This is a genomic window from Anaerocolumna chitinilytica, assembly GCF_014218355.1.
Lineage (GTDB): Bacteria > Bacillota > Clostridia > Lachnospirales > Lachnospiraceae > Anaerocolumna > Anaerocolumna chitinilytica.
The window spans coordinates 3,868,931-3,894,448 of record NZ_AP023368.1; the positions used below are offsets into that span (position 1 = coordinate 3,868,931).

General features: G+C 40.1%; 15 protein-coding genes and 1 other annotated feature. Of the genes, 4 read left to right on the forward strand and 11 right to left on the reverse strand.

All coding sequences use genetic code 11. The features are described 5' to 3' along the window. Positions 1–12 precede the first annotated feature (12 nt). The 9 genes from bsdcttw_RS16840 to bsdcttw_RS16880 all read right to left on the reverse strand — a co-directional run bounded on the left by bsdcttw_RS16840 (position 13) and on the right by bsdcttw_RS16880 (position 15,971). Entirely contained in the window at positions 13–8,496 is an 8,484-nt protein-coding gene (locus bsdcttw_RS16840) for an immunoglobulin-like domain-containing protein (protein ID WP_185255997.1), read from the reverse strand. Positions 8,497–8,839: 343 nt separating this feature from the next. Beyond that, positions 8,840–9,256, reverse strand: a complete 417-nt coding sequence (locus tag bsdcttw_RS16845) for a GerW family sporulation protein (RefSeq protein WP_185255998.1) — start codon at positions 9,254–9,256, stop codon at positions 8,840–8,842. Further along, complete coding sequence (locus bsdcttw_RS16850; RefSeq protein WP_185255999.1) at positions 9,256–10,431, reverse strand: DUF2953 domain-containing protein; 1,176 nt, start codon at positions 10,429–10,431, stop codon at positions 9,256–9,258. The genes bsdcttw_RS16845 and bsdcttw_RS16850 overlap by 1 nt, the downstream gene beginning before the upstream one ends. Before the next feature lie 45 nt (positions 10,432–10,476). Next, the gene (locus bsdcttw_RS16855) at positions 10,477–10,782 is read right to left on the reverse strand and encodes a hypothetical protein (RefSeq protein WP_185256000.1); all 306 of its coding nucleotides are present in this window, start codon (positions 10,780–10,782) and stop codon (positions 10,477–10,479) included. 113 nt (positions 10,783–10,895) lie between these two features. Continuing rightward, positions 10,896–12,347, reverse strand: coding sequence for a hypothetical protein (locus tag bsdcttw_RS16860; RefSeq protein WP_185256001.1), 1,452 nt, complete (start codon positions 12,345–12,347; stop codon positions 10,896–10,898). A gap of 14 nt (positions 12,348–12,361) precedes the next feature. Continuing rightward, positions 12,362–13,162 carry an alpha/beta hydrolase gene (locus bsdcttw_RS16865; RefSeq protein ID WP_185256002.1) on the reverse strand — a complete coding sequence of 267 codons (801 nt, stop codon included), beginning with the start codon at positions 13,160–13,162 and terminating at the stop codon, positions 12,362–12,364. Between the two features lie 319 nt (positions 13,163–13,481). Further along, a complete protein-coding gene (locus bsdcttw_RS16870; RefSeq protein WP_185256003.1) occupies positions 13,482–14,345 on the reverse strand; it encodes a rhomboid family intramembrane serine protease in 864 nt (287 codons plus the stop codon). Between the two features lie 24 nt (positions 14,346–14,369). Continuing rightward, positions 14,370–15,305 carry a magnesium transporter CorA family protein gene (locus tag bsdcttw_RS16875; RefSeq protein WP_185256004.1) on the reverse strand — a complete coding sequence of 312 codons (936 nt, stop codon included), beginning with the start codon at positions 15,303–15,305 and terminating at the stop codon, positions 14,370–14,372. A 324-nt stretch (positions 15,306–15,629) separates the two neighbouring features. Then, the gene (locus bsdcttw_RS16880) at positions 15,630–15,971 is read right to left on the reverse strand and encodes a lytic transglycosylase (protein ID WP_185256005.1); all 342 of its coding nucleotides are present in this window, start codon (positions 15,969–15,971) and stop codon (positions 15,630–15,632) included. A gap of 393 nt (positions 15,972–16,364) precedes the next feature. Between bsdcttw_RS16880 and bsdcttw_RS16885 the strand changes: the two genes are divergently transcribed. Next, positions 16,365–20,684 (forward strand): 2-hydroxyacyl-CoA dehydratase, encoded by a 4,320-nt coding sequence (locus bsdcttw_RS16885; RefSeq protein WP_185256006.1) that lies wholly within the window; start codon positions 16,365–16,367, stop codon positions 20,682–20,684. Between the two features lie 230 nt (positions 20,685–20,914). Here bsdcttw_RS16885 and tyrS read toward each other — a convergent pair whose 3' ends face one another. Both tyrS and bsdcttw_RS16895 read right to left on the reverse strand, forming a co-directional pair. Then, positions 20,915–22,123, reverse strand: coding sequence for a tyrosine--tRNA ligase (tyrS, locus tag bsdcttw_RS16890; RefSeq protein ID WP_185256007.1), 1,209 nt, complete (start codon positions 22,121–22,123; stop codon positions 20,915–20,917). A 234-nt stretch (positions 22,124–22,357) separates the two neighbouring features. Further along, the gene (locus bsdcttw_RS16895; protein ID WP_185256008.1) at positions 22,358–22,510 is read right to left on the reverse strand and encodes a hypothetical protein; all 153 of its coding nucleotides are present in this window, start codon (positions 22,508–22,510) and stop codon (positions 22,358–22,360) included. 199 nt (positions 22,511–22,709) lie between these two features. After that, positions 22,710–22,967, reverse strand: a binding site (T-box leader). Positions 22,968–23,111: 144 nt separating this feature from the next. Between bsdcttw_RS16895 and bsdcttw_RS16900 the strand changes: the two genes are divergently transcribed. The 3 genes from bsdcttw_RS16900 (at position 23,112) to bsdcttw_RS16910 (ending at position 25,510) form a co-directional block, all read left to right on the forward strand. Beyond that, positions 23,112–23,720: a TetR/AcrR family transcriptional regulator gene (locus bsdcttw_RS16900; protein ID WP_185256009.1), complete on the forward strand. Its 609-nt coding sequence runs from the start codon at positions 23,112–23,114 to the stop codon at positions 23,718–23,720. A 99-nt stretch (positions 23,721–23,819) separates the two neighbouring features. After that, complete coding sequence (locus bsdcttw_RS16905) at positions 23,820–24,701, forward strand: ABC transporter ATP-binding protein (protein ID WP_185256010.1); 882 nt, start codon at positions 23,820–23,822, stop codon at positions 24,699–24,701. Positions 24,702–24,706: 5 nt separating this feature from the next. Beyond that, positions 24,707–25,510, forward strand: a complete 804-nt coding sequence (locus tag bsdcttw_RS16910; RefSeq protein ID WP_185256011.1) for an ABC transporter permease subunit — start codon at positions 24,707–24,709, stop codon at positions 25,508–25,510. Positions 25,511–25,518 lie beyond the last annotated feature (8 nt).

Consider the following 25,518-nt stretch of genomic DNA (forward strand, 5'->3'; position numbering starts at 1 on the left):
TATTCCATTATACTATTTTGTTAATAACCCATAGAGCAGCTTCGCAGCATCCCCTCTGGTTATACTTGATTTGTCATTCAGCTTCTTTCCATGTGCAGACAATATCTCAGGATTTCCAATTGCAGCTTCTCCTTGATATTTGAGCACACGGTTGATAATAACCAACATTTCCTTCTTTGTAATCACTGCTTCCGGCTGGAAGGTATTATTGCTGGAACCTTTAATAAATCCTAACCTCCTGGCTGTTGCAAGATAAGAAGAGTAATACTTATTGCCTGCATCGCTAAAGTTATTGGTTATCTTAGTATCCGGTATAATTCCGTAAGCCTTCATCACTACCATGACAAAATCTGCCTTGCTTAATTTCTTCCCTGGCGAGAACTTACCGTTTGTTACATTCATTACACCTCTTGCAGATAAGTATTCGGCTGCATTGTAATAGCTGTTATTACTATCGATATCATTGATATTCACTTTATTATATGCAATTGCATAGTTGGAGAAATGCTTTACTGTAAACTTCACAGTTCCGGTTGCCTCATCGTATTTCCCATTTACTGTGATGAGTTTTCCGGAATTATCGATGTAATATACAACAATAGAATTCTTATTCTCTCCTGACTTTAAGGTATACGGTATTCTGCATTCTGCTTTGCCGCTGCCAAAAGCTGATATTATCTTATTGCCCGCTGTAACAGTAAAATTATATACCGGGTGATTACCAATCTTGCTTCGAGCTGCTGCTGTCAGTGTTGACTTATCTACTTCTTTTACAGCTACTATAATATCTCCCGAGGTAGCAGCGCTGCTAATGGAATCCACCGCTTTATCATCAAAAGCTACCGAAGCAATTTTGGCATCAATCTTTACACCTGCCTTCGAAGAGCTCGCTAACTGTTTGAAAGCATCACGATTGAATTCAACCTTAACTTCCTTCACACCATCAGGAGCATTCACATTAAGCTCTATTACTTTAGCCTTTTTCTGAACTGCATTACTACATAATGCAGCGATTGTAGCAGCATCCACCCGAGCTGTTTCACCTGTTGCTGTTACTTCTGTGGATACAGTTGACAAATCCTCATTATATGTAATCACTGGAATAGGTGCAGGTATTGGCGTAGTTGTTGGTGTAGTCGGCGGCGTAGTTGGTGGTGTAGAATCTACAGGCCCTAACAATGCAGCCAGTTCATTCTTGGCTTGGCCTTCAGTCATTATAGAAACATAATTGCGTGCTACGGCGATATCTGCAGACGTTTTTGTCTCAAGAGCTTTCTTAACAGCTGCCCGGGCAGCAGTTTCAATTATCTCGCTATATTCACCTTTCTTCATCAAATACAAGTTTGTGAATAAAGTTGAATTCTTTAATTGTCCGCTTTCAACCTCAAAGGTAGATCTCCCGCCATCGGATTCAGCTGGACTGTCAGACTCATTAAGCATAATCGATACGCCGATTCTTCCTTTTCCAATCGCTGCCGAAGGTTCCTTCATAACGGTATTAAACGGTATTGTTAAGTCGTAGGTAGTTGTTTTAGCCTTTTCATCCCTGGTGATCTTTGCCTTGATGTCCGTTATCGGAGCAGTTGGTGCGCTATTGCCTGTAGGACGTGCCCAAGCATATACTACAGTCTTTCCTGCGTTATTAAGGGCGAATCCCAGCTCATTACGGGTATTGCTGTTGGTTGCCGGATTAGTCAGATCAACTCCAAACTGCAGACAATCTTCTTTCCATATATCTCCGCCTGTCTGGCTATTATTATGAACATCATCACTAACCGTTATATATGCGTATAAATTCTGATCATCCCAGGCATAGCGAGCTTCTGCACTAAGATCCTGCGGACCATCTACTGTTCCCATTGTCACATAGTCCTTTGTATCCATCACAAATGCCGGAGTTGATGAGTTCTTAGCCGGATTATTACCATCGTTTGAGCTTACCTTTTCTGCATATGCCTCATCTATTTTTGTAGTATAAGTGTACGCCATTCCGTTATCAAGGCGGATTTCGAAAGTTATCAGACCCGCAACATATTTCGGTAAATCTACAGTTACGGATTGTCCTGTCGCAAGGGCATCAAAGGCTATTGGAGAGAAAATCCCTGCATATTTCGAAGGTGATGATATCGTCATTTTTCCCGGTGCGGATTTTTTCCCTACCACATTATATTTGAATTCAAGCTTATAACCTACATCAGTTTTGTTAAAGTTGAACACAAAGGGTGCCGCCATCAAATCTGCTCCGTAAATTCCGTATGGATTGCTATCCGGTGCTTTGGTCATGAGGCTGGAGGAGTAATAATTGTTGCTTAGTTCTATTGATGTACCTTCGTCACGCAGCATTGCGTATACATTGTTGTTCTGTCCGTTCTTAGTCGGTTGGAAGTAAGAAGAGAATACATATGCTTTACCACCATAAACATCTATGCCCGGGTTATTGCCTGGCAACTGAGTAAAGTTTGCCTGCTGGAAACGGACAATACCTTTGTTTACCAATGCCCCAGCTGTAGTAGGACTTCCCCAGAATGCACTATTATATAATACCAGCTCAGAATTGGCGTCTATTTTAGCAGTACCTGCTGCATCACCCATTCTTACATAAGCTCTATCAGGCTGTGTAGAGATGTTTGTATTAACTAATTCAGAGTTAATAGCCATAATTTTGGTTTTCTCATCTGCGTCCTCAACATATAAGGCATATGTGCAGCCGTCAGAACCGTGACCTATCATCGTTATTTTTCCAGGATATGCATATTGGCCATTACCCAGATCCCTCTTTAAGAAATGTATTCCATATACAGAACCATAGACGAAATTGTTGAAGATCGTCTCATCTTCCACGTCAGCAAATTTAAGAGCACTACAATTGCCCTGCACATATGCATACAAATCACCGCTAGGTTCCGGATAACCCTGTCCGGCAGGACGTCTTAATGCATAATGCGGATTAAATTGCATATTTCTTATAAAACCGCCCACAGCACCGCCCCCTACCCAAATACCGGCTCGCAAGAGTGTACCGCCCAAATAATCCACATAATGGCGATCGGTTTTATAAGAAGCAAGATCTATTCCTTTGTCTCCAATCGGGATCGTCAAATTGATAACATACACGCCTGTACCTTGTCCTTGCACCAAGAACGGGATTTCCGTAGGGGTAGAAGAAACATTTAGGTTCAGCTGCGCGATGCTAAGTCCTCTGATTCCTGCGTTTGCATTAAGCTGTATAAGAGACGCGCCGTCTTTTCCCTGGGAACCGCCGGTGTAAGAGGTGAAGATTGCGGTACCGCCACCCTGGGTATGGTGCTGCACATCCCAAGTACCTCTAAGTTCAACCCCTTCAGGGATTATGACAGGATTATTAAGCCTATATCGTCCTCCAGGCAAATATACCGTACCGCCTCCGTAATTTTCCTTTACATAATTAAGTGCGTCCTGCAGCCTTGCAGATATATCCGCAGTAGGTACATTTCCAGTCAGCGAACGAGGGAAGTCAAGTCTTAGCACAACATCGGTAGCTGCTTTCGGGTGTAAATCAATATCAGTTTTTACATCTTTCGGAATTGGATCAAATAGATATCCCGGGTCATTCACTATCTGCACCACAGTATTGGTTCCGCCTCTATCAATATCAAGAGGTAAACTGTCAAGGTGAGCGGCAAGGTTATCAGTGTTTATGTTCAGATTATAACCGGAATTTACAGATTTGAATGTTCCGAAGCCCTCTGCAAGTTTTACATGTTTGTTTTGCTGTATAAAATTGCTCTGAGTGACTAGCGCAGTTCCTTTGTTAAGGAAATTCAACGCGTAGCTGCTGCCGCCTTTATCAAAGGTACAATCCTCAAAGGAAATAACTCCTCCCCTGGCATTGCTTACGATCGGACCTGCAAATTGGACTCCATTGAACTGAATGGATGCATTAAAGCGTTCGCCGACTTCTACTGCTTTGTCACCTGCAAATTGGGAATTCGAGAAGAGCAGACCAAAATTGTTAACATTATCAACATATATACCTGTTCCGCAGTCCTCTGTCTTTAGCCCATAGAATTGTGCATTTGGAGCTTCGTCACCACCGGGTTCTCTGCCTATCCACATGCCCATCTTATAACCTGAAACATGTAAACCCGACACATATTCCCAGTCAGAGCGGTGCATCATAAACCCTACGGCATTTAATCTTGTATATGCTTTTGCATCTGCGGGTTTTGGTGCGCCAGGCAGACCTGAATCAGCCCAGTATTTCGGGTTTATATTGACGTTCTCAATGCGTCCGATATCCGTGCAGGTATGTACCACAATACCTTTATACAAAGCCGTCATATTACTGTTTAATACATAGTGCATCTCGCTGGGAAGTGAAATGAACCCGCCCCAGGCATTTACAAGAGTGACATTATCAAGGGTTGCACTGTTTCCCTCTCTCTGGAAGAAGGTCCACGGATATGGTATTCCGTTGATTATCTCATATTCTCCGGTCTTCTGCCCGTCCTCACCTCTTTTTTCAACACGGGTTTTCGCTGTAATATCCTGCTCAGGATACCATACAGAAAGATTCGTTACGCCAGTACCCTGCTCCATGGCGATAAATCTATCCGATACATTGGCAACTTTTTTACCGCCGGTTTGAGCTTCCCTTGCATCTGAATCAACATAAGTATCATAATTTGGCGAGTTTTTCCCAGCATAAACTGCAAGAATAGTTCCGTCGATTTTACCGTCATAGTCTGCTGCATCCGGGTTATCCCATTCTCCGCGAAGCTGTACTCCGGCTCTCAAATTCAAAACTTGCTTATACTCATAAGTCTTATTCCCATTGGCATTTTGAACACTTATTGTACTTGCAATTTCAGTACGGAACGCATATGTTCCTGCCGGGATATATACCACTCCGCCACCGTCGGAATATGCTGCGTCAATTGCAGCCTGGAAAGCTTCCCTATTACAGAAGTCACTTAGCCCTTCAGCTTCTGCCATAGCTTCGGTTTTTGCACCGAAAGCAAGTACGTTAAAATCAGATATTGCCCCATCCTTGGAATTCTTATAATCGATTGCTTTTCTTATATGCTTGGCATAATCGTATCTGTCCGGAATAGTCAGCGTAAATGTTTTTGTCTTGACTACCGGATTGGCCAACGGGCCTCTTTTAACTGTCGCTGTAAGTTTTACAACACCACCATTGTCCGGACGACTTGTGGGTATAATGCCTGTAGCTGTCACGAGAGTGGCATCACTGGTGTCCCAGGAAATATCCGTCATGTTTTCACCCACGGAAGGAAGAACTAGGTTTGTCGTTACGTTACTCATGCCACCATTGGCTTCAGAAGCATTTACACCTTTTATGGAGTCCCATGTCAGCTTGCTAAGAGTAGTATCTACCGCATTCTCGTCAGTTCCGGTTCCGGTTCCGCGGACAACGATATTGAATGTTTTCTCCGCAGGTTGTACTGAGCCTTTGCTAATTATAGCCTTTAGAGTTACATTCGCATTAAGTTCTTTGCGGGTTACCTTACCGGTATCACTGTCTATTACCGTATCATCAGTGGAGGTCCAGTTGATATTCGTTCTATACCAACCGGTTTTAGCAAGGGTCAAATCCGTCTCAACCAGATTTTGCTTGGCGTTTGTTCCCTTAATAGCATCCCACGTCAGCGAGTCCGAAGCAAGCTGTACCGCTTCTTCATTCGTCGGAGAGATTTCTGTTATACGTATACTGCGGATAATCGCATCAGCGGTGCTAAAACGAATATGAGCACCTTGGTTTTGCGCCCCTATTGCAAAATTGGCACCGCTAAGCGTAGTTTTCGACGTTACCCAGTTGCTGCCGCTTCCCGTCGCAGGAATGCTGGCTGATCTATAGGCTTCCAATCCGGAAATATTACCCGCATATATAGTATTGTATTGCAAGGAAATGCCGTTTGTTGCACTTGGTCTCCAATATGTAACTTCCAATTCGACCTTGTTTGTCCGCTTGAGATTAGAGTCATCTACAATTACATACATATAGTTTCCAATCTTCATGCCTTTTACTCCGCCGCCTTGCGCCGGTGTGTTTTCGGTCACTTGGGTATTGCTGTCACCAACGAGGCTAATCCCTATTCCATTGCCCTGAAGTCCCGGGTATGGACCCAACGGGTCTCCACCGTCACCGAATCCGCTTCCAATTTTTTCAGTTTTCTCATAGGTGGCAGGATCGTTGAAATCAATGAAAACAGCCGCTTGTTCATTCGTCTTTGCGGCTATAGTCAGGTTGAAGTTAACCTTAACAGGTGCTGCAGTACCTTTTGATATAGTCGCCGTAAGGGTCACATCTTTATCCTCAGCCGGGTCACGAGTTACCTTGCCTGTAGCAGGACTTATAATGCCCTCTGCCTCTGCCGCAACTGACCACTTGATAACAGTATCGTTCGCACCTGCTGTCGGCAGATTCAAATCCGTTCTCACCTCGGTCTGCAAGGTATTCATACCTCTGATCGAGTCCCAGGTCAGTTTAGCCGCTGCATCCGCTACCGATTGACTGTCGTTAAGATACACTACTTTCACTCTTGTATGAGTTCCCACAAAAGGGTATTGTACATTTTTTGCGGCACGCGCAAATATGTAATATTCGTCTGTGCCGGTTTTTGTCAATAACGCGGTATAAATCCCTTCCTTCAATGCACCCGTTACCCAATCACTTTCTGCAGGTGCACTGCCGGTGGTGTTTACTGCAAATTCCACAGCCTGACCATTAGAGGGAGCTGCTGCCGAAACAATAATGCCTGTTCCGTTGGTGGAAGCAATAGCAGGAACAGGTCTGACCGAAACATTACTGCTCTGAAAACGAGGGTTCTTTATATAAATATCCCCCTGTGGATTGGAAGCCCACTGCATTTGCAGTCTTCCTGCCTCTGTCGTATCCAAATTAGCAGGATTGAAGTTATTCGAAGAATTTGATGTTGATAACTGGGCATAAACAGTTATCCATTCGTTGGCTTTTGCATTTCTGATGTCACTGACATTAAGGTTAAGCCGGGAATTGGTGTCAATGTTGTTACCGCCTACAGCCATTGCAAGCCAATTGTTGCCGCTCAAATTTAATAGATCAGCATGTGTAACATACATATCGAAGACAAAATATTGATTAGCGTAAGAAATCAAATCCTGATTGCCGCTGCTGCTGATAAAGCGGGTGTCCCAAATGCGTTCAGCGCCAGCACCTATTCTTCCCGCACCCAGCTTCAATGCGATGTTTCCGTCTGGTGCGGCTGTGACTGTTCCCTCATTTGAATTCGGGAAATATTCCGCTGTACAGGCGTCTTCAGCTGCCGGAGCAGCTTTCACCATCACAATAATATCTTTTGTCGCACTTGCACTGCCCTTGGTAACTGTTGCCGTAAGGGTTACTTGTTTTTCATTTTCCCTGTCAAATAAACGGTCTACAGTTCCTGAATTGTTTATGGCTGCCTGGTTGTTCGAAGACCATGATACATTTGTTGTACCTATAGCTGTCAGAAGAGAAAGCTGTGATTTTACATCATCCTTAGAAGTATTGGCACCTTTTATTGTATCCCATGTCAAAGACTCCGATGCTGCATCAACCAGTGCCTGATCACCAATTGTTGTAACAGTAATTCTCGAAGACGCACCTGTAAATGGATAGTCTAGACTTGCCGTCGCCCGGGTAAAGACATAAAAGGTATCTGACAAAGGCAACTGGTCAAACGTATAGCTATAACTGCCACCTTTAATAATTCCTTCAGCCCAGCCAGAAGCAGGAACAGTTCCATCTTCGCTTATTGCAAATTCCACACTTTGTCCGGTAGCCGGAGCATTCGCTGTCGCTGTTTTCGTCGCTATATCAAATGAAGGAACCACTGACGGTGAAGCTGGAGTACCTAGAATACTTTTCTGTAAACGCGGATTTTTAATAAAAACACCAGTCGGCGGAACTGAGGTATCCCATTGCAGGTGCATTGCAAGTCTGGTCACCTGATCAAGCCAGGCATCATTAAAATTACCAGCTACAGTACTGGCAGAGGACAGTTTCACATAGACCGTTGCCCATGTACCTACTGCTGCATTCGTGACTCCGCTTAAATCAAGCTGGAGACGTGAATCTGTATTGAATTTATCACCGGAGGGGTTGCTGTCACTCACAATTACCAACCAGTTATTCCCTGTCATTTTTTTAAAATTTTCATTAGGAATATACATCTCGAAAACAAAATAACCATCTTTATAGGATGATAAATCTTTTTTGGGTGCCACACTGGGCGTGAAGAGATTATCCCAAGGCCCTCCGGCTTTTGATGTACCGGTGTTTAAACTCCACGCTGTTTGTCCGTCCGGTGCAGTGGCTAATGTCGCTGTGTTTCCGTCTGAACCCTCATTTACATTTAAAAGCTGTACAATCCCTTCCTCTGCTGCACCGGCTGCCATACTTGGATCAATCAAGGAAAAAAGCATTGATACCATAAGTAAGATTGCAGTTATCCGTCTTTTTCTTTTCCGTATCATAAATTACCCTCCTTAAAAATATTTTTGAAACATATTTGATTGGGAGCATCCTTAACCATCCCAACTCCTCCGCTATACCATATATATCATATGACGTTTGATATGTCAATCTGTTTTTATTAATTTTATATATATTTAAATGTTTATATTAGTATTTATTCAGCATTTTACCTTATTTTTAGCCATATTATGGGCTTAGTTTGATGTATCATATTAAAATTGACTATATATCAAACAGAGTAAAGTATTAAATATGTATTTTGACAAGGATTATGTGAGTAAAAAAAAGCAGCTGCCCCATAAATCGGGACAACTGCCTCTCAGGCTGTCTATTGTTATTCATTTACTCTACGTGACTTGATTGTCTCTTTAAGGCTTCCTCCACCTTATCAGACACATCTTCCGGCTTCTCTGTCTTATCCTTATCTTTTTTGAACTTATTTATGACATCCGGTACCATATCCAGAATCTTAGTTACACTGTCCTGGTTCTTTACATTTACCAGGCGGGCAGATCCATTTTGAATCACCAGTACTGCACTGGGAGTTATCTTACCTCCCATACCTCCGCCGGCATTATTTATCGTATTGTCCTTTGCAAACGCACCTGCGGCTACGCCAAAGCTTACATCAACCAAAGGCAGAATGACCGTACCATCTTCAAACTTTACAGCATCGCCAACTACTGTTTTCGTAGTAATAAAACTGTCCATACCCTTAAATAATGACTCTACAGTGTTATTAAAATTATTATCCGCCATTAGAACTCCTCCTTCAATGTTTGAAAGTTTTTAATCAGATTCTTAATATCCCGGTTAAGTATTAATTTAACTCCTATTATAAGAAAAATGAATGTCTGAATTCTTCCTCTGCAATAAAAATTACCCTTTATTACTTCTTCTTCAAAATCCGGGATTATCTGAACCGAATTTTTGTATAATCCCATAAAGGCTGCCGCCACACCAAGAATCTGTCCGGTTGAACAAGGGTCTCCGGTACCAAACTCAATATAAGCCTGCACTTTTTTTGGTCTTACATGCCTTAATATTCCTTTTATACTGCGAAAACCATATTGAAATCCAAGTTTATTCTTATCATCCTGGAAGAACAATCGAATCAACTGATATTTACTGTAAAGTTTAGATACATTAGAGGTCAAACCTTCTATTTTTTCTTTTAAGTTAGAAACAAAAGCCTTCATTTTACCCCAGAAATTTCTGATGGAATCTCCAGCCTTACGAATAAAATGAAAGAGCCCTTTTTTCTTTTCTATAGGTTCTTCAGCCTTTGTTGAACTTTCAGTAGCTTTCGAAATGTCAAGTTCTCCAATTACTTCACTTTTCACTTGAATCTCAGTTTTTACCTGCTGTTCTATAGTTGTACTATTACTTCCTTCTTCTAGGCCCGGCACTGCTTCTGCCTCAGATTTCGCAATTCTGGCTGTCTCTGTTCTTTCATTTGTTACAGACTTTTCTTCAACCTGAACCTTCTTACTGTCTACGCTGGCAGGTTCTGCCGTTAATACTGATACTTTGTTCTCTTGGGCTTGTTCCTTGGATTTTCTGCGTTTCTTACCTCTTCCTGCAAACAATCCTTTTTTTTCTTCTGAATCTTCTTTTACTTTTGAACTATCAAATATTATTCTTCCAAAAATCTTTAATCTCATTCGGAAATTTGTACTTCCGTCTGTTTCTTCGTAAGACGTCTCCGATTCGGAAGCTGCTACACTATCATTACCATATTCAGCTGTAAAACTTATTATCCGTAAAAGCCAGGTAATTTTTGCCGAAGCTTCAAAAGCCTCTTCATATTCTGCCTTCAACTTGTACCGAATGGGTGCAAACAATACTATTAATAAGAGTGCTATCAGTAATCCCAAGACAGAAGCAAGAATTATCCCTATTATTTTTAAAACCAGTAAGACAATATGGATCATATATTCCCGGATCCTCCTGTGAAAAAACTCATAAACACTTTACATTTAAAAATATTCCCTAACCAAAAAGCCTTCTGTTTCTCTATACATATCTTCTATCATTTTACGAACCAACTCCAAAGCTTCACTTTTCGAGCCTGCCAGACCGATAACATAAATTTCTTGTTTTTGATAATAGGAGAAACTAAGCTCATTGGCATTTATAATATCCAACAGATTACCCGGATTAACGGCATAAGTGATGCAAAAGACAGAAAAGGCTAATTTATTAGCTTCAACAGCTCTCATAACCTTTGTTTTTCTGCCCTTTATGCTATCTCCCAAATAAAGCTTGTCTGCCCACTTTATCATAATGACCCCTTTCGTGAATATGAAATCCTGGATTTGATATTCCTGATTGGCTTTTATTGGAATAATTCGCCTAACGTGTACATTATACCACACATAGAATAGAAAAATACAGACTAATTCTCAAAAAAAGACTGTACAATACGAATACAGGCGGTTTTTTCCGCTTTATCCTGGCACTGGTCCAAACTGCTTTCAATAAAATCTTTTATTTCTGATTGATTTTTAAAGAAAACCGGTAACTTACTTAGAGTATTTGCCATAACAGCACGTGTGACAGCTCTTTCATTTTGTGAAAATAAGCCGGCAAGTTCGCTAAGTACTTCCTCCTGTGCTTTTATGATGTCATCTTCTCCTACCATATCTTTTGATTCCAGTTTATCAAGATCAACAAATAAACTGCTGGAGAGGAGCTTTTCCGATAACAACACACTGTTAAATACCGAACCTAACATAAGGCTGTCTATTAAATCCCTATAACGGCCTTTGATTTCAGGAAGGTACGCTTCCATCTTGCTTACCTCTTCGATTAGAATTTCCTGCTTTCCTTCCGTGTAGGACATCTTCTCTTCAACTTTTTTATCAAGGGGCAGAAGTTCTCCCTTAAGAAAACCTGTATTTATCTCGCTGATAATTTCTCTTAACTTATCCATATCCTGAGGGAGAATCAGGTATTTCATTTCTCCTTTCAGATTCTCCAGCTTATATCCGCCTTCCATATAGATATAAGGTGAGGATAAGAGCATTACATACATATTGTTTATGCATTCCTGCAAACCAAAATAAAAGTCCACTCTTGTATTTATATAAACAGAGGAAACCTCTAAAAGTTTTGTAAGTTCCTCATAACGATCCTGGGATATATCTTTATAATTCTCTTTACTAAATTCCTCTCTAAGGTTTAATAAATAAGGGTAACTCTTCATTTCTTCCGTATCATATAACATAGAGCAGGTTCTTATCATATACAAAAAGCTTTCCAGAGAACTCATATCCCCATCTTTATAAAGAGAGAGGCTGCTCTTTAACAGTTCAAAATATTTCTGTTTCGTCATTCTGATTGGAAGCTGACCAAGTACTTCTTTGATTTTACTATTTACCACCACATTATCCTGTGTATCGAAGATATAGGCAAGTGCTTTTTGTATGAATACCTCCTCCGAAAGTTCTTCCATCTCTTCTTTAAAACGGTATTCAATACGGTTCAATACATATTCATACACCTGGAAAACATCTGTATATGCAGTAAGGACTTGCATCTTTTTAATGCAGTTATTACGAAGAGTATTTAATTTAGCGATTCCTTCTTCCGTCTTTCTTCCGGCTTCACCATCCAGAAAATACTCCTTTAACAGCCTATTGAATTCCATCAGAAGTTCCTCTTCTTCAAATCCACTGGGAAAGGTCTCTGTAAAATACTCATAAAATGTATAGTAATGTATCGTAAACTTAATCTCTGCATACTGACTGTATAAGTTAATCAGTTGGTTTATAAAGACCGGCAGGTTCTTCTCAAGTTCTTTTCCCTTTTCTATGTCAGCACATACCGCCCTTAAATGCTTATTCATAACAATAGTTCCTCCTAAAGTCCGCTATTTCTGTTTTTCATAATCCAATCTAAAACACTTTGAATCTTCTCATCCCAGTACTTCCACTGATGATCTCCCGGTGATTCTTCATAGGTCAGGTCGTATCCTAGCTTTGTAAGGTGCTCTTTCATGTCTACATTCTGCTCATATAGGAAATCTTCCGTACCGCACCACATATAAAGCTTCGGAAGTGGTTTACCGGATTCTTTTAATCTGACAGCCTCTGCAAATAAATCATTACTGCTGTTAACCACCATATCAGCAGGACCAAAGATACTCTGCCAATAATGTTTGCCATCTTCATCATCTAGAGATTTTCCAATTTCTCTGACATCCATTGCGCCGGAAAGAGAGGCCGCCATACCAAAAGTCTCTGAAGCAGAAAGTCCAAGTTTTAACGCACCATAACCACCCATGGACAATCCCGCTGCATATGTATCTTCTCTTCTATCAGACAGATTCGCAAAAAAAGACCGGCAGATTTCCGGCAGCTCCTTTGATATAAAAGTCCAGTAACGGTTGCCCCAGGCCATATCTGTATACCAGCCAAGATGGGTGGTAGGCATAACAACAGCTATCCCTAAGTCGCTGACATAACGTTCTATTGAAGTTCTTCTCTGCCAGATAGTATGGTCATCACTCATTCCGTGAAGAAGATAAAGAGTAGGAATCTTGCCTTGTACCCCTTTTTCCTCCATACCAATCTGCCCGTTTGTCTGCTGGGGTAGAATTACATCCATCTGCATACTCATACCTAATACACCTGAAAAAAAATCAACATGTAATAAAGCCATAAAATCCTCCATTTTCTGCCCTTTGGCAGTTCAAATTTTAAGAGCAATCCCACTCTGAGATTTTGCTCATGTTATCTACAATCTTACTATGAAAACAGACAGATATGTTTGTCACCACCTCATATCTGCCTGTTCTTCTTTTTAAAGTATAAAATGAATGAACATCAAAATCTCTGTTTCAATATGCTTACAGGCAATTTGCACAAAGCAGAAAGAACGGATGCGCCTTGGAACCAGCGTGTGAGTCTTTCTGCTTTGTGTAAATTGCCGTCCCATTGTGAAAAATTGACTTTTTGACGCTCAAATTACGAAATATTTTTTAGGGTTTTTTTACATGTTCATGCGTAAATAAATGATCCATGCAATATTCATAGTTTCCATCACACTTGGAGCAGAACCTGAACTCCAGGTTCTCATCGTCCAGTTCAGTTCTTCCGCAGACAGCACACTTATGACGGGTTATCTGCCTTCTTCCATTAAAATCCACAACATTATTGCCTTTTTCACCACTTCTTACCTGGCTCTTAAACTGCCTTTTACGCTTAACCTCACCAGGTGAGAACCTTCTATAATTTCTGCTGGAGAAGAAATACAGCAGAAAATTACCAAGAGCTAATACAATGGCGATGGCCAGAAAATACTGTCCAGAAAGAATAGCCTGTACTAACTGTATCATGATAAAAACGGCATCCAGATAAGCCAGATATTTAATCTTTATAGGTATGATAAAGAAAAAGAGAATCTGGGTATTCGGATACAAAGTGGCAAAAGCTAAGAACATAGCATAATTAATATACTCCATACCAAGAGGCTGGCTGTAACCCTTAACCAAGTAGAATACCAGCATTGCTAATACATTCAGCAGTAAGCCACTCAGATAATACAGGTTAAAGCGAAAAGCTCCCCATGCATTCTCTAAAGCCGAGCCAATCATATAATAAAAGTAGATACCGATAGCGGCAAATAAGAGATTGCTAAACTGCGGCTGAATTAGAAAGGTAATAATTCTCCATACCTGTCCCTCCAACAGTTTCCCAATATCAAGCATTAAATACTCATCGTAAAACTGAGGATTTATCTGATTAATAATAAAACCAGTTGCATAAAGGATTGATACATAAAGCATTAAATTGTGGATTGCATATCTGCCGAACTTTCGTTCCAGTTTATTCAAGAAACTCATTCATTCACATCCCTTTATTTTATCCTAAAACAAATCTTTCTTACGAAATACCATAGCAATAACTGAACTTACAAGTAAAGTAATAAGAATTATTACAACAAATCCGTAACCAGTATTTGCAAAAGGAATTCCTCCCACATTCATGCCGAAAAAGCTTGCTATCATGGTAGGAATAGACATAACAATAGTAACGGTAGCTAAAAACTTCATAACAATATTTAAATTATTTGATATAACAGAGGCAAAAGCATCCATTGTTCCGCTTAAGATTCCGCTGTATATATTAGCCATCTCAATGGCCTGTTTATTTTCGATAATAACATCCTCAAGGAGTTCTGTATCCTCTGGATATTGTTTAATACTATCAATCTTCAACATCTTCTCCAGTACCACTTCATTGGCCCTTAGTGATGTGGTAAAGTATACAAGGCTCTTTTCCAGCTCCAAAAGGTCAATCAGTTCACTGTTCTTTGTTGATATGTGTAATTTATGTTCTATCTGTTCACTTCTTCTGTCAATAATACGTAAGTACTGTAAGAATACCGTGGCATTTTTATAAAGAATCTGCAAGATAAATCTTGTCTTCTTATATGTGTAGAAATCTCTTACTCTGCCATCCATAAAACCTTTTAAAACCTTGGTCTCTTCCAGGCAGACTGTAACAATCAGGTCTTTTGCCACAATTATAGCAAGTGGTATCGTAACATACCTGTCCTTATCATTTCTTTCTTCCATCGTAGGGATGTCCACTAAAATCAGGGTATAATCATCCTCTACTTCAATTCTTGAGCGTTCCTCTTCATCCAAAGGAGCTCTTAAATGGTCAATATCAATGTGGCAGCGTTCAGATATTTCAAGTAATTCTGTAGCCGAGGGGTCTGTCATAACCACCCAGCATCCTGCCTCAATAGCATCAAGATAATGTGTTCCGTCCTCAAATGTCTTTAAAATCTCTATCATGATTCACTCCTTCTACTGCACGGCAAAGCAGAAGAAGTTTCAGACCTAAACTGCCCCGTACAGTGCGTTATTTTGTTTTAATCGTCGATACTCACAACTGGGTCCCGCTTCCATACGGTGTATACGTCCTTTCTTCATAATTGATACCATTGGCATCTTTTTTTATCGTCATTTGGTGTCCACTACATTATATGTTTTATCATATTTAATGTCAAATAAAAATCTTTAAAAAAATCGTGAAAATTTTCGGAAAATTGTGGGGCTGCTCTTCCTTCTGTATAAACGTTTCGAAGCAGCCCGCCTTATTACAGATAAACCGACCGCTTAATCATTGTTATTTGGAATGTTAAGCTTAATCCCCGGGAGAAGCATCATAGCACTCAGACTGTTATTCCGAATCAAATCCTCCATATCAATGGCGTACTTATCCAGAACCGTCTGTACAGAGTCTCCTTCTGCTACCACATACTCGCTTACCTGATCCTGACTTGCTCCTTCAATAACCGGAATACAGATTTCATCTCCAACCTGAAGATTATATATATCCACAAAGGGATTCAGTCTTAAAATCAAGGGCAGCGGAACATTGTATTCCCTACTGATGCTATAGAGGGTATCCCCGTTTCCGATTACATAATTCCTGCATCGATATTCCTGAAAGTTCATTTACCATCCTTCCACCTTCTATACCTGATTGTCTGTATATTAACAGCAGGTTAGAGTGTGCTTATGTTTCGTTTCCCTATATTATATTATCAAGGAGCTGTCATTGTTCCAAATATTCCTTTATACCATGTTCATCGTTCTATATATTTCCAAATATAAGGTAACAGTTAAATTCCGGTGTTGAACTTCCCATTTTTGTGTCGTATAATATAGGTTATCGGAATTACGCTATAATATGGAAGTAAAATAATTAATTTCCGCTGGCAATATTCCCCCGCGTTGGGCGTACTGCGGGTTACAGGTTAAAATATGCATACAAAAGTATGAGTTGTAATCATTTATTATTCCTCTCATATATTATAGTGTTACAATTCTTGTAAGGAGGTAAACCGTTTGAGCGATTATAAAAAACCATACACTTTGGGAATCGATATTGGCTCTACTACCGTTAAAATTGCGGTATTAAATACAGAAAATAAAATCCTTTACTCTGAGTATGAAAGACATTTCGCAAATATTCAGGAAACACTGGCGAAGCTGCTCGGAAACGCAAAGGAGCAATTAGGTAATATAAAAATAGCACCAGTAATAACCGGTTCCGGTGGTCTTACCATTTCAAAACATCTTGGTATTCCATTCGTGCAGGAGGTTGTCGCTGTATCTACTTCCCTGCAGGATTATGCTCCTAAAACAGACGTAGCTATCGAGCTTGGCGGCGAAGATGCTAAAATTATATATTTTACAGGCGGAATCGAGCAAAGGATGAACGGAATCTGTGCCGGGGGTACCGGCTCTTTTATTGACCAGATGGCCACCCTGCTTAATACCGATGCATCCGGGCTCAACGAATATGCGAAAGAGTATAAGGCAATCTATCCCATAGCTGCCAGATGCGGTGTGTTCGCAAAGTCAGATATTCAACCCTTAATTAATGAAGGTGCTACAAAGCCCGATTTATCTGCTTCTATTTTTCAGGCAGTTGTAAATCAGACAATCAGCGGTCTTGCCTGTGGTAAACCGATTCGAGGAAATGTTGCCTTTCTTGGTGGACCTCTTCATTTCCTGACGGAATTGAAAAATGCCTTTATCCGTACCCTTAACCTTACAGATGAAAGTATTATAGCTCCTGAACACTCTCATTTATTTGCTGCCATAGGTGCTGCTATGAACAGCAAATATGATACCATAATCGCTGTAGATGATGTTATTCAAAAATTAGCAGAGGGAATCACCATGGATTTTGAAGTAAACCGCATGACTCCCCTCTTCAAAGATCAAAATGAATATGATACTTTTAAGGAACGCCATTCAAGACAAGCTGTTAAAAAAGGTGACCTGAAAACTTATAGCGGCAATTGTTATCTGGGCATTGATGCAGGGTCTACCACAACAAAGATTGCCCTTGTCGGCGAAAATGGCGAACTTCTATATTCTTTCTACAGTAATAACAACGGGAGCCCTTTAAAGACTGCAATAAAGTCAGTAAAAGAAATCTATTCTCTGCTGCCAGAGGATGCTAAGATTGTTCGCTCCTGCTCTACCGGTTATGGTGAAGCTCTCTTAAAATCAGCTCTCATGCTGGATGAAGGAGAAGTTGAAACCGTTGCCCATTACTATGCAGCTGCCTTTTTTGAACCAAAAGTAGATTGTATCCTGGATATCGGCGGTCAGGATATGAAGTGCATTAAGATTAAAAATCAAACCGTTGACAGTGTACAGTTAAATGAAGCTTGCTCCTCCGGCTGCGGTTCCTTTATCGAAACCTTTGCGAAGTCTTTAAATTATGAAGTTGCTGATTTTGCGAATGTAGCTCTTTTTGCTAAGAATCCTGTGGACTTAGGCTCCAGATGTACGGTATTTATGAATTCCAAGGTTAAGCAGGCCCAAAAGGAAGGTGCACAGGTTGCAGATATCTCTTCCGGGTTAGCATACTCCGTTATTAAGAATGCAATTTTTAAGGTTATAAAAATAACAGATCCAAAGGACCTGGGCGAACATGTCGTTGTTCAGGGCGGTACTTTTTATAACGAAGCTGTTTTAAGAAGCTTTGAACTACTTACCGGCTGTGAAGCAGTTAGACCGGATATCTCAGGTATAATGGGTGCCTTCGGAGCAGCTCTGATTGCCAGAGAGCATTATCAGGGCGAAGAAACTACTCTCCTGTCCCTTGAAGATATCAATGGGTTAACCATAGAATCCTCCATGGGAAGATGTAAACAATGTACCAACAACTGCCGCCTTACTATCAACCGTTTTAATGGGGGAAGACAATTTATCAGCGGTAATCGCTGTGAAAAAGGCCTTGGCAAAGTTAAAAATGCTGAAAATGTACCTAACCTATTTGATTACAAATTAAAAGCCCTCTTCTCCTATGAACCTCTGTCAGAAGACAAAGCAAAAAGAGGTACCATAGGAATTCCGAGAGTACTTAATATGTATGAAAACTACCCTTTCTGGTATACCTTCTTTACAGAACTTGGCTACCGGGTTATACTTTCACCCGAATCCACCAGAAAAATATACGAGATGGGTATTGAATCCATTCCAAGTGAATCCGAATGCTATCCTGCAAAGCTTGCCCATGGGCATATCATGTGGCTTATCAAACAGGGTATTGACTTTATATTCTATCCAAGCGTGCCTTATGAACGCTGTGAAGTACCAGGTGCCAATAACCATTACAATTGCCCCATAGTAGCTTCCTACAGTGAAAACATCAAAAACAATGTGGAAGAGCTTAGAAGCGGTAATATACGTTATGAAAATCCATTTATGTCCTTTGAAAATGAAGAAATTCTGACCACTCGTCTGGTTGCAGTTATGAAAGGCATAAATGATGCTTCCTCTAAGGAAGTAAAAGCTGCTGCTCACAAAGCTTGGGCTGAACTTGAAGCGAAAAGGGAAGACATCAAGAGGAAAGGTGAAGAGACCCTTGCCTATCTGGTTGAAACCGGTAGAAAAGGTATAGTCCTAGCCGGCCGGCCTTACCATATCGATCCCGAAATCAATCATGGTATCCCTGAGCTGATTAATTCTTATGGTGTGGCTGTATTAACTGAAGATTCCATTTCCCATTTAGGTAAAGTTGACAGACCACTTGTAGCAGTTGATCAATGGATGTACCACTCCAGACTCTATGCTGCTGCATCTTATACCAAAACCATGCCGAATCTTGAACTAATTCAGTTGAATTCTTTTGGCTGCGGTCTGGATGCTGTAACCACAGATATGGTTAATGATATTCTAACCAAATCCGGTAAGGTTTATACCGTTTTGAAGATAGATGAAGTAAATAATTTAGGTGCTGCTAGGATACGTATCCGCTCTCTCCTTTCTGCTGTCAGAGACAGGGATAGAAAGAAGACTTCCTGTGAAGTTCCCATTGTATCCGATGCACACAACAGAGTTGTATTTACGGAGGAAATGCGTAAGGATTACACCCTGCTCTGCCCTCAAATGTCTCCTATTCACTTTGACATCCTGCAGAGTGCCTTAAAGTCCGGAGGTTATAATGTGGAGATTCTGCCCAATGATAACCGTTCAGCCGTAGACGTAGGCTTAAAATATGTGAATAACGATGCCTGCTACCCATCCCTAATGGTAGTCGGACAGATTATGGATGCTCTGCTTTCAGGAAAATATAATCTAAATAAAGTTGCTGTTATGATTACTCAAACAGGCGGCGGCTGCCGTGCCACAAACTATATTAACTTTATCCGAAGAGCCCTTGAAAAAGCCGGTATGAGCCAGATTCCGGTTATCTCCTTAAGTGCTACCGGAATCGAAAAGAATCCCGGTATGAAGTACACACCTAAGCTGATTATGAGTGCTATTCAGGCCTTGGTATACGGAGATGTGTTCATGAGAGTCCTCTACCGAACAAGACCTTATGAAGAGGTTTCCGGCTCTGCAAATGCCCTCCACCAGAAATGGAATGAGAAGTGCAAGGCTTCAGTTACAAATGCCAAGTGGGGAGAATTCAAGAAGAATATCAGAGGAATAATTGAGGATTTTGACAATCTGCCTTTAAAAGATATCAAGAAACCAAGAGTCGGTATTGTTGGTGAGATTCTGGTAAAATTCCTTCCTGCCGCCAATAATTATCTAGTCGAACTCCTGGAGGCTGAAGGAGCTGAAGCAGTGGTTCCTGATTTATTGGACTTCTTTATGTATTCCTTCCACAACGCTAGTTTTAAAGCTGAATATTTAGGCTTTAAAAAATCCTCAGCAAGAATAAGCAATGTCTTAATTCAAGCGTTGGAGCTCTGCAGAAAGGAAGCAAAAGTTGCCTTTGAAAAGAGTAAACGATTTACCCCACCGGTTCCCATTAAGACCCTTGCTGACTATGCATCACCTATAGTATCCGTGGGTAATCAGACTGGCGAGGGATGGTTCTTAACCGGTGAAATGGTTGAATTAATACACTCCGGCGTAAGCAACATTGTGTGTACCCAACCTTTTGCCTGCCTGCCTAATCATATTGTAGGCAAAGGTGTTATCAAGGAACTTCGCTTAAGATATCCTGACTCTAACATTGTGGCTGTAGATTATGATCCCGGTGCCAGTGAAGTAAACCAATTAAACAGAATTAAGCTTATGCTGGCAACCGCTGTGAAAAATATGGATAAACAACAGCTTCATGCAATGGATGTAAAGGACAGCTACCATACCCTTCCTGTTACCTCAAAGACCAGCTTGGAGACAGGAATGTAATACTGCAGTATTGTAACACTGACTATAAAACTATATAAAGAGAAGCTATCTGGTATATCAATTTAAAAGATACAGATAGCTTCTCTTTTATTATGGTTCTATTTTAGGATTATAGCCCTGCTTCATAATTATGGTCCTGTTTCATAACTATGTCTTGTTTCAATAACTGAACCTTATTATAAATAAACTCATGGTATTATCTAACCACTTTAGATAGAAGTTTCTCATAGCTACTTAATGATTCTGGCAAACTTCTTTTTTCCAATTTTTAATACATCACCGCATATTAAGACCTGGTCCAAATCTCCTTGAGTAAGCACTTCCCCGTTAAGAGATATCCCGCCCTGTGCAAGCAGTCTCCTAAAGTCACTTCCGCTGCTAATATATTTTTCCTCCGTTAATCTTGGGATAATCCCTGCGAGATTATCCTTCTCCAGATCTATTATAAGCTCCGGTATATCCTCTGGTATCCCTTTGTTTATAAAAGCCTCCCGGTAGTATTTCTCGGCTTCCTCAACTTCTTCTTTGTGGTATAAGCTTGTAATAATTCTGGCTAACTCATATTTGACATCTCGGGGATTCTTCCCTTTCTCCAGTTCTTTTTTTATTTCTATCACCTTATCTGGATGTTCATCGGTTACAAGTTCGTAGTATCTGATAATGAGAGAATCCTGGACTTCCATTACCTTTTTAAACATTATACTGGCTGGTTCATGAATACCAATATAATTACCAAGGCTCTTACTCATCTTCTCCACTCCATCTAATCCCTCTAAGATTGGCATAAATACTGCTGCCTGAGGTTCCAGCCCCATCCATTTCTGAAGACTTCTTCCCATGAGAATATTAAATGTTTGATCTGTTCCTCCAATCTCGATATCTGCTTTCAGAGCAACTGAATCATAAGCCTGCATAAGAGGATAAAAGAATTCATGTAAACCAATGGGTACATTGTTCTTGTATCTTTCGGAAAAATCATCTCTTTCCAGAATTCTTGCTACGGTTACGGAAGCCGCTAATCGTATAACCTCTTCAAAATCCAACTTCTTAAGCCAGCTGCTGTTAAATACGACCTCCGTCTTCTCCTTATCTACAATTTCAAAAATCTGATCGGTATAGGTTTTTGCATTCTCTTTTACCTGCTCATCACTAAGGGCAACTCTTCCTTTTGATTTACCGGTTGGATCTCCAATTTTCCCTGTAAAATCACCAATAACAATAACTGCTCTATGACCTAGTTCCTGCATTTGCCTGATTTTACGCAACACAACACTGTGCCCTAAATGAATATCCGGCGCACTTGGATCAAGTCCTAACTTGATAATAAGCCCTCTTTCTTCTGTAACCGCTCTTGCAAGCTTGTTTCTTAATTCCTCCTCTCCAACGATTTCCTTTGCCCCCTTAGCAATTATCTTCATCTGCTCTTCTACGGATTTCATTACTTTCAGTCCTTTCTCATTTTTTAAGTTTCCTATCTTCCACTAGACCTCATGTTTTACATTGGCCATGTATCACTTGAACTCCATCCATTCTTGAAATCAAGCATCTGCTGAGCTCTGTCTCTTCTTGGAGTCTACGTCTGCTGAGATTGTGTCATCCAGTATTCCACGCCTAACTGAGCTCTATCTCATCCTGGATTCCTCGTCTGGCTGCGCTTCGTCTCATCCTGGGTTCTACGTCTGACTGCGCTTCGTCTCATCCTGGATTTCTCGTCTGGCTGCGCTTCGTCTCATCCCGATTCCACGTCTGGCTGCGCTTCGTCTCATCCTAGTTTCCACGCCTGTTGACTCCATACCGTCATGGAGTCCATGTCTGTTAAGTCCCATATCTTTTGAGATCTCGTGAATGATTTTGAGATAAGCTTGTATGGTTCAAGAGTTTATTTAAGCATCCTTTAATTACACGTTAGAGGATAAGTAATATTTAAAATCATAAATCCCATAATACTTTAGCTTTGTTATATTAAGTAACTTCTTAGCCAAAGCAATTTGATTTACAAAATTAAAAAAGCTCTCATCCTTCTTACGAAAGGACGAGAGCATATACTCCGTGTTACCACCATTTCTTTATAAACAATTCACATTGCTTACCTCTTCAAGTACTCCACTTTAAGTGGGTTATACTCTAGCACTATAACGTGTGCAGGTTACGTCGCAGCCTACTTATATTGTTCGGTGCGCGGCTCAAAGATGTATTCATAATCAGACTGCCATGCGCCTCTCATCTACCGGCTGCTTTCTGTTTGGATTACCGATTATTACTTCTTCTTATCATAGCTTTTAAGACTTATTAAATTGTATACATTATAGGAAGGTTTTTTCAGTTTGTCAAGTTAAATATATTTTATATTTCTATTGACCGAATCGGTCGATGGAGTTATAATAACATCGACCGATTCGGTTTATGCTGTTAACAGGAGGTGAACTTTTGGAAAAGTTCGAAAATCTGCCAGATGAAAAACAAAACACTATCATAGACGCCGCACTTAAAATTTTTGCCACTAATGGCTACAAAAAAGCTTCCATTAGCGATATTGCCACAAAAGCCGGTATCTCTAAAGCGATGGTTTTTCATTATTTCGGCACAAAAAAAGAATTATATTTGTACTTAATACGGTTATGCTACAGTATTATCACAAATGAAATTAATGAAAATTTTAATCGTAACATAACTGACTTTTTTGAGCGCATTACTTTAGCTTCCGATATTAAAATAGCTGCTATGAAAAAACATACGGCTATTCTTGCTTTCCTGACTAGCATTTACTTTGAAACAGATGAGGAAGTCAGAAAGGATATTGAGGTTATGCTGGCAGAAGGGGAAGAATTCAGAAACCATCTTGCTTTAGACGATCTTGACACATCCAAATTCAAAGAGAATATTGATGTGAATCTGGTTATGAAAATGTTGGTATGGATGGCTGAGGGTTTCAGCAACGATTTAAATCTCAAGGGAGAATTTGATCTTGATACGATGTGTAAAGAATTCTACAAATGCTTAGACTTATTAAAAGAAAACTTATATAAAACTCCGTAAACGGTCAGTCTGCTGCCTTGTACAGATAGATGCAAGTCAGTGACAGCAACTTCTATCCGACTGTTATATAAATTAAAATGAAATGTGGGAGGAACTATTATGAACGTTATTGAAATTAAAAATCTGACTAAAAGCTATGGAAGTTCCAGAGGAATTACAGATGTTACCCTATCAGTAGAACAGGGTGAAGTCTTTGGTTTTATCGGGCCTAACGGTGCCGGAAAATCCACAACCATCCGTACACTTCTTGGTCTTATTCATCCTACTGGAGGTACTGCCACAATTTTTGGCAAGAACTGCATCGAAGACCCCAGTGTTAGAAAAGAACTTGGTTATCTGCCCTCTGAAGTGTTTTATTATGATAATATGAAGGTTATTGACCTCTTGAAATATTCAGCCAGCTTTTATGGAAAAGATTGTACAACTCGAATTAAAGAGCTTGCTGAAGTTATGGATCTGGACTTAAAGAAAAAAATAGAGGACCTTTCCTTTGGTAATAAGAAAAAAGTAGGTATCGTACAAGGACTTCTTCATGAGCCCAAACTCATAATACTGGATGAGCCCACCAGCGGCCTTGACCCTCTGATGCAGCAAAAATTCTTTGAATTAATTGAAAATGAAAATAAAAAAGGAGCTACCGTATTCTTCTCCTCCCATATTCTGAGTGAAGTTCAAAGAATGTGTACTCGTGTTGCATTTATAAAAGAAGGCAGAATTATAAAACTGGAGAAAATGAGCACCCTTTCAGAAAACAGTTACAAGAAAATACACTTAGAATCCAAAGCAAAAATTTCAGATGCTGTTTTTAATGTACCCGGAATCAGTGCTCTAAAGCTGGAGCAGGGAAATGCAGACTTTATATTCAAGGGGAATATTAATGAAATTCTGAAGAAAGTATCAGAAATTGACTTGCGAAATATCTCTATTACCGAGCCGGACTTGGAAGAAATCTTTTTACATTACTACGCAAAGGAGGATTAAGTGCTATGAATATCTATCGCTTTGAATTAAAAAGCCTGCGAAAGAACACCATCATATGGACTTGTTCCCTGTTTGCACTGGCGGCCCTTTATTTATCCCTGTATCCAAGTATTGCAAAAGATGCTACAGATTTTAAAAATCTTCTCAGCGGTTACCCCCAGGCCGTCAGAGATATGCTCGGTATACAGCTTGACTACATCTCAACTCTTCTTGGATTTTACTCCATGATTTTTGCTTTTATCCTATTAGGAGGTTCCATTCAGGCTATGAATCTTGGGTTATCCATGCTGTCAAAGGAATCCAGAGAGAGAACTGCGGACTTTCTCCTCGTAAAACCTATATCAAGAACGTCCATAACAACCTACAAGCTTTTAGCTTCCTTTACCTCGTTAGTGTTCACAAATGTGGTGTTTTTTCTTGCATCCTTTCTCCTCGCGAATGCAGTAAAAACTGAGAGCCTGGATTTCAAATTATTTCTAATGGTAAATGTTATTCTGTTATTTATCCAGATAATATTCTTTTCTCTGGGTTTGGTAATCTCAGTATTTTTTAAAACATTAAAAAATGTACTGCCGCTGTCTTTAGGCGTTGTATTTGGTCTTTATATGATTGGTTCATTGCTTGCCACCGGAGATGATGCAGATATTGTACGTTATTTTTCACCATTTAAGTATTTTGACATCATTTATATCATTACTCACGGAAGATATGAAATATCTTATCTTCTAACTGGATTGACTGTATCTGTTTTATCAATAGCTGTAAGCTATATCATATATAATAAAAAAGACATTCACGCTGTCAGCTAACAAGCAGT

Bases quoted from the DNA above. Each gene is read 5' to 3' on its own strand.
- bsdcttw_RS16840 (WP_185255997.1), bottom strand. From the start codon at position 8,496: ATGATACGGAAAAGAAAAAGACGGATAACTGCAATCTTACTTATGGTA.
- bsdcttw_RS16845 (WP_185255998.1), bottom strand. From the start codon at position 9,256: ATGGCGGATAATAATTTTAATAACACTGTAGAGTCATTATTTAAGGGT.
- bsdcttw_RS16850 (WP_185255999.1), bottom strand. From the start codon at position 10,431: ATGATCCATATTGTCTTACTGGTTTTAAAAATAATAGGGATAATTCTT.
- bsdcttw_RS16855 (WP_185256000.1), bottom strand. From the start codon at position 10,782: ATGATAAAGTGGGCAGACAAGCTTTATTTGGGAGATAGCATAAAGGGC.
- bsdcttw_RS16860 (WP_185256001.1), bottom strand. From the start codon at position 12,347: ATGAATAAGCATTTAAGGGCGGTATGTGCTGACATAGAAAAGGGAAAA.
- bsdcttw_RS16865 (WP_185256002.1), bottom strand. From the start codon at position 13,162: ATGGCTTTATTACATGTTGATTTTTTTTCAGGTGTATTAGGTATGAGT.
- bsdcttw_RS16870 (WP_185256003.1), bottom strand. From the start codon at position 14,345: ATGAGTTTCTTGAATAAACTGGAACGAAAGTTCGGCAGATATGCAATC.
- bsdcttw_RS16875 (WP_185256004.1), bottom strand. From the start codon at position 15,305: ATGATAGAGATTTTAAAGACATTTGAGGACGGAACACATTATCTTGAT.
- bsdcttw_RS16880 (WP_185256005.1), bottom strand. From the start codon at position 15,971: ATGAACTTTCAGGAATATCGATGCAGGAATTATGTAATCGGAAACGGG.
- tyrS (WP_185256007.1), bottom strand. From the start codon at position 22,123: ATGAAATCCGTAGAAGAGCAGATGAAGATAATTGCTAAGGGGGCAAAG.
- bsdcttw_RS16895 (WP_185256008.1), bottom strand. From the start codon at position 22,510: ATGGGACTTAACAGACATGGACTCCATGACGGTATGGAGTCAACAGGC.
- bsdcttw_RS16905 (WP_185256010.1), top strand. From the start codon at position 23,820: ATGAACGTTATTGAAATTAAAAATCTGACTAAAAGCTATGGAAGTTCC.
- bsdcttw_RS16910 (WP_185256011.1), top strand. From the start codon at position 24,707: ATGAATATCTATCGCTTTGAATTAAAAAGCCTGCGAAAGAACACCATC.